Below are 13,700 nucleotides of genomic sequence, written 5' to 3' on the forward strand. Positions count from 1 at the left end.
GCGGGAAATACAGGGGGAAAGATTTGGCGATCATTCCTATACTCGCTGTCACTGATGTCCGGCGAATCATTCGCCGGGAAACCACCGGAAGGCGCGTGCGATGCGGGTATTGGTATTGGGCAGTGGTGTGATCGGCGTGTGCAGCGCGTGGTATCTCGCGCAGGCCGGCTTCGAGGTGACCGTGGTCGACCGTCAGCCGGCGCCGGCTCAGGAGACCAGCTTCGCCAATGCCGGTCAGGTGTCGCCGGGGTACGCCGCGCCGTGGGCGGCACCCGGGGTGCCGTTGAAGGCGTTGAAGTGGTTGTTCTCGCGTCACGCGCCGCTGGCGATCAAGCCCGGCCTGGACCCGAACCAGTACCTGTGGCTGCTGCAGATGCTGCGCAACTGCACGATCGATCGCTATGGGGTCAACAAGTCGCGGATGGTGCGCTTGTCGGAGTACAGCCGCGACTGCCTGGACGAGTTGCGTCACGAGACCGGCATGGATTACGAGGGGCGGCAACTGGGCACCGTGCAGCTGTTCCGGACCCAGCGGCAGTTGGATGACGCCGCCAAGGACATCGCGGTGCTGAAGCAATATGGGGTGCCGTACGAGTTGCTGGACCGTGACGGGATCGTCGCGGTGGAGCCGGCGTTGGCGGGCGTGACCGACAAGCTCACCGGTGCGTTGCGGCTGCCGCATGACGAGACCGGCGACTGTGAATTGTTCACCCGGCTGCTGGCGCAGCGTGCGCAGGCGGCCGGGGTCGAGTTCCGTTTCGGGGCGACCGTCGACCGGCTGCTGGCCGATGGCGGTCGCGTCACCGGGGTGAGCATCGACGGCCAGATCGAGCGCGCCGACCGCTATGTGCTCGCGCTGGGCAGCTACAGTCCGCAGTTGCTGGCGCCGCTGGGGATCAAGCTGCCGGTGTATCCGTTGAAGGGGTACTCGCTGACCTTGCCAATCACCGATGCGGCGATGGCGCCGACCTCGACCATCCTCGACGAGAGCTACAAGGTCGCGGTCACCCGTTTCGACCAGCGCATCCGGGTCGGCGGCATGGCCGAGGTCGCCGGTTTCGACCTGTCGCTGAATCCGCGCCGCCAGGCGACCCTGGAAAAGGTGGTCAACGACCTCTACCCGCACGGCGGCGACCTTGCCCGGGCGGAGTTCTGGACCGGCCTACGTCCGGCGACCCCGGATGGCACCCCGGTGATTGGCGCGACCGGTCTGGACAACCTCTATCTCAACACTGGCCACGGCACGCTGGGCTGGACGATGGCGTGTGGTTCGGGCCGCTACCTGGCGGACCTGATGGGCGGCCAGACGCCCCTGATCAGTGGCGAAGGGCTGGATATTTCGCGCTACGGCGGCCGTGCGCGCGGTTCGTCGTCGCTGGCAGGGCGCGCCTGATGCGCCCCGCTCAAGCGCTCATCGACCTGGACGCATTACGCCACAACTATCGGCTGGCGCGGGAGCTGGGCGGGCACAAGGCATTGGCGGTGGTCAAGGCCGATGCTTACAGTCATGGCGCGGTTCGCTGCGCCCGCGCATTGGAGGCCGAGGCCGATGGCTTCGCGGTGGCCTGCATCGAGGAAGCACTGGAGCTGCGCGAGGCCGGCATCCGCGCCCCAATCCTGTTGCTGGAAGGTTTCTTTGAAGCCGATGAGTTGGTGCTGATCGACCGTCACCAGCTGTGGTGCGTGGTGCAGTCCGAATGGCAGGTCGAGGCGATCGAGCGTGCGCGGCCGGCGCGGCCATTCAAGGTCTGGCTGAAGCTGGATTCGGGCATGCACCGGCTCGGCCTTTCGGCGTCGGCGTACCTGGACTGCCTGCGGCGGTTGCAAGCATTGCCGCAGGTGGCTGAGGTCGTCGCCATGACCCATTTTGCGCGCGCCGATGAACTCGGCAATGTGCGTACTGCCGAGCAGGTGGCGCTGTTTGAACAAGTCCTTGAGCAGGCGCGAACCGGTGTCGGTCCCGGGGCCGCGCCGGTCGATGCGTCATTGATGGCGGGCGAGGGCAACGGAACCCGGCTCGATCTTCCTCGGGCCTTGGCCACCAGTGTGGAAAATTCGGCGGCGCTGCTGGGCTGGCCCGGCGTGGACGGCGAGTGGGGCCGTCCGGGATTGATGTTGTACGGGGCCAGCCCGTTCGATCAGCCGCATCCGGTCGCGGACCGCCTGCAGCCGGTGATGACGGTCCAGTCGCAGGTGATCGGGGTGCGCGAACTGGCGGCGGGCGAGCCGGTCGGCTACGGCGCGAAGTTCGTCACCCGGCGGCCGAGCCGCGTGGGTGTGGTGGCCATGGGCTATGCCGATGGTTATCCGCAGTTCGCACCCAATGGCACCCCGGTGGCGATCGATGGTCAACCCGGTGAGGTGATCGGGCGGGTATCGATGGACATGCTGACAGTGGACATCACCGACCATCCGGCGGCAGGCCTGGGCAGCCAGGTCGAGCTGTGGGGCAAGCAGGTGCGTGCGGCCGACCTGGCGCGCCATTGCAGCACCAGCGCCTATCAGTTGCTGTGTGGGTTGAAACGGGTGCCACGTCGTTACCTAGGCGACTGAAAGGCGCTCCAACTGCCCGAACAATCCGGCTTTTACTCGCCATTCCAGTGAAGGCAGAGATCCATTTTTGCTCGCCATCCCCGCGACGGCAGGGATCCGTTTTTTGCTCGTCATCCCCGCGAAGGCGGGGATCCATGGACTTTGATGTTCACGCGCTTAACGTCCCTGGACTCCCGCCTTCGCGGGAGTGACGGCAATGGTTCCGGCACTTCCTGGCGAGTGGGAGTGACGGCGATGGTCAGGCACTCCGGCGAGCGCGCTTATCGGCGGCAGGTGCTGGCATCCACGATCGCGCCGATCCGCTCGACTTCCGCGCGCGTGCCCGCCGGGTCCGGTGCGCGACCGAACTGCAACATCGCCTCGGTGTCATTGAGGTACTTGCGCCATTGCTCGCACAGCTGGTCCTCGGCGACCGGCTCGCAGTGGTCACGCTTGATCTCGCACGCGACCCCGGCGCCGGCCGCCGGATCCCCGCCCAGTCCGGTGGTTTCCAGCGGCGCGCAACGCTCGGCCGGGACGGCGTTGTCGGTCAGCAGGATCTGGCGGTCCCAACTGCGGCAGGAAAACAGCGGTGGCGGTGGCAGCAAGTCGGCCGGCGACGGGTTGGAACCGGTGTCCAGGGCGGGCTCATCGGGATTGCCGGGTTCGCCGGCCGCAGTGGCCGCGTCCGCCGTAGCGATCTGGCCAGCGGCCGGATCAGTGATCGGCAGTAACGGCACCAACGGACCCACCGGACCCACCGCGACTGGTGGTGCCGGTGTCGGCCGCTCGGTTTCAATCACCCGGCGTTGCTGCTGGCTGCCCTTGGCGCACGGGATGTCGTTTTGCACGCTGACGGCGCCAGTGGCGTCGGTACAGCGGTAGATGACCACCGAATCCTGTGCGGCGGCGGCACCGGCCAGCAGGCCCAGCAGCAATAACAGCGCCGCGCGCATCAGCCGGACCTGCAGTCGTTGACCAGGCGCGCATCGATCTGGCGCTGCTCGGCATCGATCTGGCGGCGCTCACTCTGCATTGCGCTGTTGTAGCGTCGGCCGAGCTCCCAGCGCCGGTCCCGCAAGTGGTTGCACACCTGATCTTGTGGCAGCCGGTGACACTGGTCGCTGATCCAGCTGCCCGGCGATAGGCCAAGTCCGGCCATCGGCGGGCGCACTGGCAAGCCGGGGGCACTCCGCGAGGGTTCTGGCGTTGGCCTGCCGACGCTGTCGAACTTGAAGCGACTGACCTGACGTTCGCTGGGAGCCGGCCGGTGCGCTGGGACGGCAGGAGGGTAGCCAGGTCGTCCGACCCGACCGGACCGTGGATAGACCGGGTAGCCCAATGTCCACAGCGGTACCCAGCGCGGATTGCCGGCGGGGTTGTCGCTGGTGTAGCGCTCGCCTTCGTGCGTGACGCATTGGTAAACCGGCTGCGGCGGCTGGATCACGATCACCTGCGGCGATGCCTGCACGGCGGTTGAGGTGGCGGGCGTCGGGATGGTCGTCGTCGCTGCGTCGGCAGCCGGCCGGGGCGGTGGGTCCCGGGGTCGCACCATGTCGACGCGTTGCTGTTGTTGTCCGTTCGCGCACGGGGTGTCGCGCAGGCTCAGTCGTCCTTGCCCATCGGTGCAGCGGTAGATGGTGATCCCGTCGTTGCCCGAAGCCGGGGCCGCACTTGCAAGCGTCAGGGCGACAATGCCGAACAACGAGGGCCAGATGGGTCGATGCATGGCGCCATCTTGCCCGCTCCGCGATGAACGCGAAAGCGACGCCGGGGCGTCAATCGCGCAAGGTGGTGCCGCTGCGTGCGTCGCGGATCGTGGTCGGTGCGTTGCGACCGCCGGTGGTGCCTTGCACGAGTGCATCGACCTCGTCCAGCAGCGCCGGGTCCAGGGTGTCGCGCTGGAGCGCCGGTGGCCGACCCGCGAGGTTGGCGCTGGTCGATACCAGCGGACCGCCGAACGCGGCACACAGCGCAACCACGGTGGGGTGCGCGCTGACCCGGACGGCGACACCGGCGTGACTGCCGGTGATCCAGCCGGGCACCTGCGAGGTTGCCGGCACGATCCAGGTATCGGGGCCCGGCCAGCTGCGCAATACCGGCTCGCGGCAGCCGGCCGGCAGGGCTTTCCAGTCGAGCAGCCCGTCCAGCTGCTCCGTGGATCCGGCGATCAGGATCAGGCCCTTGTCGACGGCGCGTTGCTTGATACGGAGCAGCCGAGTGACCGCGTCGCCATCGAAGGGATCGCAACCCAGGCCCCAGACCGCCTCGGTCGGGTAGATGATGATGCCGCCCCGGCGCAGGGCGGCGACCGCGGTGGAAACGTCGGGGGACGGAGACATGCGGGAAGCATAGCGCTACGCGCGGTGAAGCAAGACGCGAACGCGTCGGCGGCCGGCAGTTCCCGGGCAGCGCGACTCACGTCGCTGCTGCATCCGGGTGTTGCCGATGGGGTCAGCTGGCTGCGCTGACCGCCTTCTTCACGACCTTCTTGGCGACGGTTTTCTTGCTTGCCTTTTTCACCGTCTTCTTTGCGGCCTTCTTCGCGACTTTTTTCACGGCTTTCTTGGCCGGGGCCTTCTTCACGACTTTTTTCGCCGCCGCCTTCTTCGCGACTTTCTTGGCCGGCGCCTTCTTGCCGAAGCCCTTTCGCATCGGCTTTCCGGTCTCCTCCATCAGCTTGATCACTTCTTCCAGCGTCAGTGAAGCCGGCTCGCGATCCTTGGGGATCTTGCCGTTGAGCTTGCCGTCGCTCAGGTACGGGCCGTAGCGGCCGTTCAGGACCTGGATGTCGCTGCCGTCGAACTGCTTGATGATCCGGTTGCGCGCGATCTCTTCCTTTTCCTCGATCAGGAAGATCGCCCGGGCCAGCTCGACCTTGTACGGGTCGTCCTCCTTGGGCAGCGAGGCATAGACGCTGCCGCGCTTGGCAAACGGGCCGAAGCGGCCGATACCGACACTGACTTCCTCGCCGTTGGACTCACCCAGCAGGCGCGGCATCTTGAACAGCTCCAGCGCGTCTTCAAGGCCGATCGTATGCATGCTCTGGCCAGGCCGCAGCGAGGCGAACTTCGGTTTGTCTTCGGCGTCCTCGGCGGTGCTGCCGATCGCCGCGTATGGCCCGTAGCGACCGAGCCGGACGCTGACCGGCTTGCCGGTCTTGGGATCGGTGCCCAATTCGCGCGCGCCGGTCGCCTGGTTGCGGTCGACCGATTCCATCTTTTCGTCGACCATTTCCTTGAACGGCGTCCAGAACCGCTCCATCAACGGCACCCACTCCTCCTCGCCGCGCGACACCGCATCGAGTTCGTCCTCGAGCTTGGCGGTGAAGTCGTAGTCGACGTACTGGGTGAAATGGCCGGACAGGAAGTTGCTGACCGCACGGCCAACATCGGTCGGCCGGAAGCGGCGGCTTTCCAGTTCGACGTACTTGCGATACAGCAAGGTGGCGATGATCGAGGCGTACGTCGACGGCCGGCCGATCCCGTATTCCTCCAGGGTCTTGACCAGCGAGGCTTCGGAGAACCGCGGCGGTGGCTCGGTGAAATGCTGGTTGGCCTGGATGGCCTGGACCGGAATCCGGTCGCCGGTCTTCATGGCCGGCAACTTGCGGCCCTCATCGTCGGCGTCGGTGGCCTTGGCGTCCTTGCCTTCCTCGTAGACGGCCAGGAACCCCGGGTTGACCACGGTGGTGCCCGAGACCCGGAAGCTGTGCTCGCTGCCGGCAGCCAGGTCGACCGAGACCGTATTGAGGATCGCCGGGATCATCTGGCTGGACACTGCGCGTTTCCAGATCAGCTCGTACAAACGGCGTGCGTCGTCTTCCAGGAAGCTGGCCATCTGCGCCGGTGTGCGCAGCGCGGACGTCGGCCGTATCGCCTCATGGGCTTCCTGTGCGTTCTTGGCCTTGGACTTGTAGACGTTGGGCTGGTCGGGCACCGCGCCGGTGCCGTAGTCGCGCGCGATCACGTCGCGGATCTCCGCGACCGCCTCGATCGACAGGTTGACCGAGTCGGTACGCATGTAGCTGATCAGCCCGACGGTGCCTTCCTCGCCACCCAGCGCCACGCCCTCGTAGAGCTTCTGGGCGACCTGCATGGTGCGCTTGGTGGTGAAGCCCAGCTTGCGCGCGGCCTCCTGCTGCAGGGTGGAGGTGGTGAACGGTGCGGTCGGGCGGCGCTTGCGCTCCTTGCTGGTGACATCGGTGACCTGCAGCGCGCTGCCGGCGGCGCTGGTGATGCGCTGGCGGGCGGCTTCGGCGGTGTCGCCATCGGTGATGGTGAATTGCTCGAACTTCTTGCCGTCCAGCTTGGTCAGCCGGGCGCTGAAAGCCTGGCTGGGGTGTTGGCAATCGGCCTGGATCGACCAGTATTCCCGGGCCTTGAAGGCCTCGATCTCCAGCTCGCGCTCCACGATCATCCGCAACGCGGGTGACTGCACGCGACCGGCGGACAGGCCGCGCTGGACCTTGCGCCACAACACCGGCGACAGGTTGAAACCGACCAGATAGTCCAGCGCCCGGCGCGCCTGCTGCGCATCGACCAGGTCGGCGGCGATATCGCGCGGGTGTGCCATCGCCTCGTTGATCGCGCGCGGTGTGATCTCGGTGAACACCACCCGCTTGAGCAGCTTGTCCTCCAGCAAACCGCGCTCGCGCAGGATCTCGGCGATATGCCAGCTGATCGCCTCACCCTCGCGATCCGGATCGGTTGCCAGATAAACCGCTTCGGCTTTTTTGGCCGCCTTGGCAATCGCCTCGACGTGCTTCTCGTTGCGCTCGATCAGGTCATAGCGCATCGCGAAGCCGGCGGCGGGATCGACCGCGCCTTCCTTCGGCACCAGATCGCGCACGTGGCCATAAGAGGCCAGGACGATGAAGTCCTTGCCGAGGTACTTGTTGATCGTCTTGGCCTTGGCGGGCGACTCGACGATAAGGAGGTTCTTGGCCATTGCGGCACAGCCTTGTGGTCAGTGGCGGAGACGCGTCGTGGAGCTGACGCGGAAGAAAGACGTACTACAACAACGCCCGTGAACTGGCCGCGGACACGAGAAAATCGCTTTCCAGTGGAATCATGCCGCGGACGCCGCTGTCAAGTATTTCAGTGCACGGGCTCGGGCTCTTCCTCGAACATCTGGGTTTCCATCCAGGCGTAAGCCGCTTCGCTGCCGGGCTGGTTGAACAGCACCATCAGCACCACCCATTTGAGGTCGTCCAGGTCGATCTCGTGCTGGTCCAGCGCCATCGCCCGGTCGACCACCAGCTCTCGCTGGCCGGCGTCGAGGATCCGGTGCTGCTCCAGGAACAACAGGAACCCGCGGCAGTCGGTATCCAGGCGGTCCAGCTCGGGGCCGGCGTAGACGCGGGTGGGGCCGTCGGCGCGCAGCGGGCTGGCTGCGGGTCGTTGGCTGGCCAGCGCATCAAGCCACTCGAACGCCTTGTTGATCTCGGCAGGACTGAAGCCGGCCTGGCCCAACTCTTCGAACAGAGGGCCGCTTTGCAGGTTTTCACGGTCGCGAACCAGATCCGCGTCTTCGGTGAAGTAGTGTTCAAACAGGTACAGCAGGACGTCCAGGATGCTTTCTTTCATTTCCCCTCGGCCTGCGCCGCTGTTGGCGCGGTGGGTCAGGAGTTGTTGGGACCGCCGGGCGCGTCCGGAGGACGGTTTCAGCGGCTGCGGTAGTACCGGCCGTGCTGCGTGACCACGCGACCCTCTAGCTCCATCGGCAGGAGCATGGATGACAGCTGCGCAGCCGTCAAACCGGTGCGCTCTACCAGTTGGTCCATGTCACAGGGATCGTGGCCCAGCGCTTGCCACAGTTCTTGCTGTTCGGCGCCAATGGCAGGGGCGGCGAGTATGGGATCGGTCTCGGTGGTGGCTTGACTCCCTGACGTGGGGGCGGACAACCGCTGGCGCAAGTCGTCGGCCAGATCACCGGCCGCCACTGCCACCAGGTCGATGACCTCTTGTGGGCGTTCCACCAGGCAGGCGCCGTCGCGGATCAGGCGATGGCAGCCACGGGCCAGCGGATTGTGGATCGAGCCGGGCAACGCCATCACCTCGCGGCCGTACTCACCGGCCAGGCGCGCGGTGATCAGCGCCCCGGAGCGATGGGCGGCTTCAATCACCAGGGTGCCAAGGCTCAGTCCGGCGAGGATCCGGTTGCGGCTGGGGAAGTGCTCCTTGCGCGGACCGGTTCCGGGAAGATGCTCGCTGATGACAGCACCATCGGTGGCGATACGGGCACGAAGAGCGACGTTGCTGCGCGGGTAGGCAACGTCGGCACCCGTGCCCAGCACCGCCAACGTGACCCCTCCGACCGCCAACACGGCATGGTGGGCGGCGGTGTCGATCCCAGCCGCCATGCCACTGGCCACCGCCAGGCCCGCAGCGGCGAAGCGGCGACCAAACTCGGCGGCATTGTCGCGTCCGCCCGGCGTGGGTGAGCGGCTGCCGACCAGCGCGATCGCCGGCCGCCACAGCAGGCTGGGGTCGCCATCGATGAACAGCACCAAAGGCGGGCTCGGAATGTTTCGCAGCAAGGGCGGATAGTCGGGGTCATCCCAGCCCAGCAGGTGATGCCCGGGCTCGGCAAGCCAGGCGCGGGCGCGCTCGAGGGTTGCCGGTGCGGGGCCACGTAGCGCGGTGACTTGGGCGGTGTTCAGCCCGCAGGCCCGCCACAGCGGCGCGCCTGCGTCCAGCGCACGGGCAGGCGGGACTTGTTCAACCAGGCGCCGGCGCGGCTCGCACGGCCCGCCGCAGGCGACCAGCCGCAGCAGGGCTTCGCTACGGGCTGGACTGGTTGGATTGGCGCTGCCTGGATCGGCGCGACTGATGCTGAAGGGGTCGGGTTGGCTGGCACGCATCGGTCCAGCATCCGGCCCAAACAACGACGGCGCCCTCGGGCGCCGTCGTGTATCGCTGTAGGAAAACCCCGCGCGATGGATCAGCGCGTGGGGTCAGCGCGTTGGTCAGTATGGCGCATCCGGATGCTTGAGCTCGTAGCCGACCTTGATCGGGCGGATACCGTCCATCACCAGTGCATAGCTGACCTTGTCGAAGGTCCGGAACACCATCAGGTGGCCGGCGAATTCATCGGGCAGCCGGACCCGGTCGTTACGACCGAAGGTGTCCTCGCTGCGATCCCAATCGCCATTGGTGGTGACCCGGTCGGCCACTTCGGTGCCAACCCGCCAACTGGAGAACACGGTGCCGTTGTCGATGCCTTCACGGGCGCCGACAGATAGCGCTACCACGCTCTGCGGGCCGCCGGTACGCAACTGGTCAGCCACGGCCATCACCTGCGCGCGCCCATAGTCAAGTTGCTGGCGCGGCGGATGCGGGAAGAACTGCAGGTCGTACGGCTGCGCTTCCACCGGAATCAACCGGTCGCCGATGCGAACCTCGCGGGCGCTGGTGTCCAGCAACACGGTCGATGCCTCGATGCCGCCAACTTCGCCGCGAGTGACCGTGCCGGTGGCCTGCTGCATCAGCTCGAAACCGAGCACTTCCTGGCCTTGGTCGGGGACCACTGCATTGGTCCAGTAGCCCTCGAAATCGGCGGAGCGGCGACCGCGGCTATCCAGCTCCTGGCCGTCAAACAGGTCGCAGCAGGCGACGCGGTCCAGATGCGTATAACGCTGGGTCGGCCGCACGACCGCATAACGCTGGCCCGGTGTTGCCTGGGCAAGGCCCTTGACGTAGATGACCTGGCCCTTCGCGCTGCGCAGCCGGTCTTCTTCCAGTCCGACCACATAGGGCAGGCTGTCGATCTCATCGACCACGCGCAGGTTTTTCAGGAACGGCTCGACCTGCGCCAGCGGTACCCCGGTTACCGGCGCGGCGGCGCGCGGCCCCGGCTCGGCGACGGTGACGCGGTTCAGATATGCCAGCGACAGCACATCGCCCGGATAAATCAGATGCGGATTGGCAACCTGTGGATTGGCCTGCCAGATCTCCGGCCACAGCCATGGCTTGTCCAGGAAAGTCCCGGCGATATCCCACAAGGTGTCACCCTTTTGCACGACATACGTGTCTGGGTGGTCGCCACGAATTTCGGCGGCCATCGCAAAGGTGGCAATCGTCAGCAACGCCACGGCCATTGCCGTGCGGATTGGTTTCAACATAATTGGTTTACCTGATTCCCCGTGCAGGTGCGTCCTGACGTCACAAAGCGACGCGGACGGGGCACTATAGCCTAGAAGAACCGCGCCAATGCAAGCGTCCGGCGTGTATTTGAGACGTTATAATGGGTCCACACCTTGTGGATGTGACCCACGCCCCCATTTTCAGAGCCATGGCCCAGCTACCCATCCTGGAGTTTCCCGATTCGCGACTGCGCACCGTCGCTGTCGATGTCGATCCTGCCCGCATCGTCTCCGCGCAATTCCAGCAATTGCTCGATGACATGTTCGAGACCATGTACGACGCCCCCGGCATCGGCCTGGCCGCCAGTCAGGTCGACGTCCACCAGCGGTTCATGGTGATTGACGTGTCCGACGAAGGTGACACGCCGATGGTGTTCATCAATCCGAAGATCACCGCGCGCGACGGGGAACAGGTCCATCAGGAAGGGTGCCTGTCGGTGCCGGGCATCTTTGCCGACGTCACCCGGGCCGAAGCGATCACGGTCGAGGCGATCGGTCGCGACGGAGTGCCGTTCGAGTTGCAGACCGACGGCCTGCTGGCGGTTTGCGTGCAGCATGAGATGGATCACCTGCTGGGCAAGTTGTTCGTCGATTATCTGTCACCGCTCAAGCGTGAGATGGTGCGCAAGAAGCTCGCCAAGGCCCGCCGCAACGCCGCGTAGGTATTGCAGGCCGCTCGATGGAACGATCCGGTGGAGTGCATGGTTCCAGGCCCAAACCGTCTGGCGTTCCCGTGCCGGCTGATAACGTGTCGGCTGATAAGATGACCCGATGAGAATCGTCTTCGCCGGTACCCCGGATTTTGCTGTGCCCAGCTTGCGCGCCGCCGCGCAGCGCAATGAAGTGGTCGCCGTGTATACCCAGCCCGACCGCCCTGCCGGACGTGGCCGCGGGTTGGCGCCGTCGCCGGTCAAGCGCGAGGCGTTGGCAAGCGGGATCGAGGTGGTGCAGCCGGAAAACTTCAAGTCGCCGGCCTCGCGCGAGGCGCTGGCCGCGTTCAAGCCCGACTTGCTGGTGGTGGTGGCCTACGGCCTGATCCTGCCGCAGGCGGTGCTGGACATCCCCACCCAGGGTTGCTGGAACGTGCATGCGTCCCTGTTGCCGCGTTGGCGCGGGGCGGCACCGATCCAGCGCGCCATCCAGGCCGATGACACGCGCACCGGCGTGTGCCTGATGAAGATGGACAAAGGCCTGGACACCGGTCCGGTGGTGCTGTCGCTGACGCTGGATATCGGTAGCGACGAAACCGGTGGCCAGCTGCACGACCGCCTGGCGGAGCTGGGCGCGCAGGTGTTGGCTGACGGCCTTGGCCTGTTGCGTGCCGGCATCCGTCCGATACCGCAGCCGCAGGCCGATACCGGCGTGACCTACGCGCACAAGCTGGACAAGGCCGAGGCCCGGCTGGACTGGTCGCGCCCGGCCGTCGAGCTGGCCCACAAGGTGCGCGCCTTCAATCCGTGGCCGATGGCCGAGGCGCAGGTGGCCGGCGAACGATTGCGCCTGCATGGTGCGATCGCGTTGCCGTTGGCGCACGACGCGGTGCCGGGCACGTTGCTGGCCGCCGGCCGCGATGGCCTGGATATCGCTTGCGGTGAAGGCGCCCTGCGCATCCGGGTGTTGCAACGCGACGGCGGCAAGGCGATGACCGCGGCCGATTACCTCAACGGCCGCGCCGAGCTGAGAACCGGATGATCCCCGCGACCGCCGCCGTGGCGCAGCCGGCGTGAGTCACGGCGCCGCACCCCGCGCCATCGCCGCCACCGTGCTTGATGCGGTGCTCCATCGCGGGCGCTCGCTGAAGGCCGAGCTGGCGGTCGCCCTGCCACCGCTGGTGGATCCGCGTGACCGTGCCCTGGTCGAGGCCATCTGTTTCGCCGTGCTGCGCCAACCGCAACGGTATGAGACCGCGTTGGCGAGGTTCCTCTCGCGTCCGCTGCCCAAGCGCGATGCCAAGGTACGCACCTTGTTGTACGCCGGTTTCGCCCAGCTCGATCCGCTCGGCTTGCCCGCCCATGCGGCGGTTGCCGCCACGGTCGAGGCGGCACGGATGCTGGGACACGAGCATCACGCCGGGCTGGTCAATGCGCTGTTGCGCCGCGCCCAGCGTGAGGGTTTGCCGGCCGTCGATCCCGGCGCGCATTGGCCGCCGTGGTTGCGCGACCGGTTGCAGCAGGACTGGGGTGACAAGACCCCGGCAATACTGGAAGCCAGCGCCAAGCCGGCGCCGATGTGGCTGCGGGTCAACGCGCTGCGCGGTAGTCGTGACGCCTACGCCGAGCGCTTGCGGGCAACCGGGGTGGACGTGGCCATCGATCCGTCATTGCCCGATGCGCTGCGACTGGAGGTCGGCGTGCCGGTGGCGGCATTGCCGGACTTCGACCTTGGCGCGGTCTCGGTGCAGGACGGGTCGGCGCAACAGGTGGCCGATGCGCTCGCGCTGGCACCGGGTGCACGGGTGCTGGATGCCTGTGCGGCGCCGGGTGGAAAAGCCGCGCACCTGCTCGAACGCGACCCGGCGTTGTCACTGGTGGCGGTCGAGATCAACGCCGCGCGCCTGCGCCGCATGCGTACCGGTTTCGCGCGGCTTGGCCTTGCCGGACGCGGACGCCTGGTCACTGCCGATGCCACGACGTTGTCGACGTGGTGGGATGGCGTGCCGTTCGATGCGGTGCTGCTGGATGCGCCGTGTTCGGCGACCGGCATCGTCCGGCGCCAGCCCGACGTGCTGATACACCGGCGTGAATCCGACCTGGTTACCCTGGCCGAAACGCAATCGAACCTGCTCGACGCACTGTGGCAAACGCTCGCGCCCGGCGGCGTGCTGCTGTATGCCACCTGCTCGATCCTCAAAAGCGAGAACGAGGCGCAGGTGGAGGCATTCCTCGCCCGCACCCCGGATGCCAGCGCCGAGCCGCTCGACGAGTGTTTTGGCCATGCCAGCGGACCGGGCCGCCAACGCCTGCCGGGCGAGGGCGGCATGGATGGGTTCTTTTACGCGCGTTTGCGCAAGGCCTGAGGGCTG

At 66.7% G+C, this 13,700-nt stretch carries 12 protein-coding genes; 5 read left to right on the forward strand and 7 right to left on the reverse strand.

What is annotated here, in order from left to right:
* The first annotated feature begins 100 nt into the window (after positions 1-100).
* A complete protein-coding gene (locus ACW7G1_RS01725) occupies positions 101-1,393 on the forward strand; it encodes a D-amino acid dehydrogenase (RefSeq protein WP_456978040.1) in 1,293 nt (430 codons plus the stop codon).
* Positions 1,393-2,553 (forward strand): alanine racemase, encoded by a 1,161-nt coding sequence (gene alr, locus ACW7G1_RS01730; RefSeq protein ID WP_456978041.1) that lies wholly within the window; start codon positions 1,393-1,395, stop codon positions 2,551-2,553. The genes ACW7G1_RS01725 and alr overlap by 1 nt, the downstream gene beginning before the upstream one ends.
* A gap of 260 nt (positions 2,554-2,813) precedes the next feature.
* On the opposite strand, the gene ACW7G1_RS01735 is transcribed toward alr, so the two are convergent.
* The 7 genes from ACW7G1_RS01735 to ACW7G1_RS01765 all read right to left on the reverse strand — a co-directional run bounded on the left by ACW7G1_RS01735 (position 2,814) and on the right by ACW7G1_RS01765 (position 10,657).
* Positions 2,814-3,488 (reverse strand): DUF4124 domain-containing protein, encoded by a 675-nt coding sequence (locus tag ACW7G1_RS01735; RefSeq protein ID WP_456978042.1) that lies wholly within the window; start codon positions 3,486-3,488, stop codon positions 2,814-2,816.
* Positions 3,488-4,261 carry a DUF4124 domain-containing protein gene (locus ACW7G1_RS01740; protein ID WP_456978043.1) on the reverse strand — a complete coding sequence of 258 codons (774 nt, stop codon included), beginning with the start codon at positions 4,259-4,261 and terminating at the stop codon, positions 3,488-3,490. The genes ACW7G1_RS01735 and ACW7G1_RS01740 overlap by 1 nt, the downstream gene beginning before the upstream one ends.
* Positions 4,262-4,310: 49 nt before the next feature.
* Positions 4,311-4,874 carry a Sua5/YciO/YrdC/YwlC family protein gene (locus tag ACW7G1_RS01745; RefSeq protein WP_456978045.1) on the reverse strand — a complete coding sequence of 188 codons (564 nt, stop codon included), beginning with the start codon at positions 4,872-4,874 and terminating at the stop codon, positions 4,311-4,313.
* A gap of 112 nt (positions 4,875-4,986) precedes the next feature.
* Entirely contained in the window at positions 4,987-7,482 is a 2,496-nt protein-coding gene (locus tag ACW7G1_RS01750) for a DNA topoisomerase I (protein WP_456978046.1), read from the reverse strand.
* Between the two features lie 149 nt (positions 7,483-7,631).
* Positions 7,632-8,120 (reverse strand): DUF494 family protein, encoded by a 489-nt coding sequence (locus ACW7G1_RS01755; protein WP_456962598.1) that lies wholly within the window; start codon positions 8,118-8,120, stop codon positions 7,632-7,634.
* A 77-nt stretch (positions 8,121-8,197) separates the two neighbouring features.
* Positions 8,198-9,397, reverse strand: a complete 1,200-nt coding sequence (dprA, locus tag ACW7G1_RS01760) for a DNA-processing protein DprA (protein WP_456978047.1) — start codon at positions 9,395-9,397, stop codon at positions 8,198-8,200.
* Between the two features lie 105 nt (positions 9,398-9,502).
* On the reverse strand, positions 9,503-10,657 hold the full coding sequence (locus tag ACW7G1_RS01765) for a LysM peptidoglycan-binding domain-containing protein (protein ID WP_456978048.1): 1,155 nt from the start codon (positions 10,655-10,657) through the stop codon (positions 9,503-9,505).
* Between the two features lie 170 nt (positions 10,658-10,827).
* Here ACW7G1_RS01765 and def point away from each other — a divergent pair, with 170 nt between their 5' ends.
* The 3 genes from def to rsmB all read left to right on the forward strand — a co-directional run bounded on the left by def (position 10,828) and on the right by rsmB (position 13,694).
* Entirely contained in the window at positions 10,828-11,340 is a 513-nt protein-coding gene (def, locus tag ACW7G1_RS01770; RefSeq protein WP_456978049.1) for a peptide deformylase, read from the forward strand.
* A gap of 109 nt (positions 11,341-11,449) precedes the next feature.
* A complete protein-coding gene (gene fmt, locus ACW7G1_RS01775) occupies positions 11,450-12,370 on the forward strand; it encodes a methionyl-tRNA formyltransferase (protein WP_456978050.1) in 921 nt (306 codons plus the stop codon).
* Between the two features lie 31 nt (positions 12,371-12,401).
* Positions 12,402-13,694 (forward strand): 16S rRNA (cytosine(967)-C(5))-methyltransferase RsmB, encoded by a 1,293-nt coding sequence (gene rsmB / locus ACW7G1_RS01780; RefSeq protein ID WP_456978051.1) that lies wholly within the window; start codon positions 12,402-12,404, stop codon positions 13,692-13,694.
* Positions 13,695-13,700: the final 6 nt, after the last annotated feature.

The sequence above is a fragment of the Lysobacter sp. A378 genome, from assembly GCF_054052125.1.

Excerpts from the sequence above, each read along its gene's own strand:
- ACW7G1_RS01725 (WP_456978040.1), top strand. The coding sequence starts at position 101 with ATGCGGGTATTGGTATTGGGCAGTGGTGTGATCGGCGTGTGCAGCGCG.
- alr (WP_456978041.1), top strand. The coding sequence starts at position 1,393 with ATGCGCCCCGCTCAAGCGCTCATCGACCTGGACGCATTACGCCACAAC.
- ACW7G1_RS01735 (WP_456978042.1), bottom strand. The coding sequence starts at position 3,488 with ATGCGCGCGGCGCTGTTATTGCTGCTGGGCCTGCTGGCCGGTGCCGCC.
- ACW7G1_RS01740 (WP_456978043.1), bottom strand. The coding sequence starts at position 4,261 with ATGCATCGACCCATCTGGCCCTCGTTGTTCGGCATTGTCGCCCTGACG.
- ACW7G1_RS01745 (WP_456978045.1), bottom strand. The coding sequence starts at position 4,874 with ATGTCTCCGTCCCCCGACGTTTCCACCGCGGTCGCCGCCCTGCGCCGG.
- ACW7G1_RS01750 (WP_456978046.1), bottom strand. The coding sequence starts at position 7,482 with ATGGCCAAGAACCTCCTTATCGTCGAGTCGCCCGCCAAGGCCAAGACG.
- ACW7G1_RS01755 (WP_456962598.1), bottom strand. The coding sequence starts at position 8,120 with ATGAAAGAAAGCATCCTGGACGTCCTGCTGTACCTGTTTGAACACTAC.
- dprA (WP_456978047.1), bottom strand. The coding sequence starts at position 9,397 with ATGCGTGCCAGCCAACCCGACCCCTTCAGCATCAGTCGCGCCGATCCA.
- ACW7G1_RS01765 (WP_456978048.1), bottom strand. The coding sequence starts at position 10,657 with ATGTTGAAACCAATCCGCACGGCAATGGCCGTGGCGTTGCTGACGATT.
- def (WP_456978049.1), top strand. The coding sequence starts at position 10,828 with ATGGCCCAGCTACCCATCCTGGAGTTTCCCGATTCGCGACTGCGCACC.
- fmt (WP_456978050.1), top strand. The coding sequence starts at position 11,450 with ATGAGAATCGTCTTCGCCGGTACCCCGGATTTTGCTGTGCCCAGCTTG.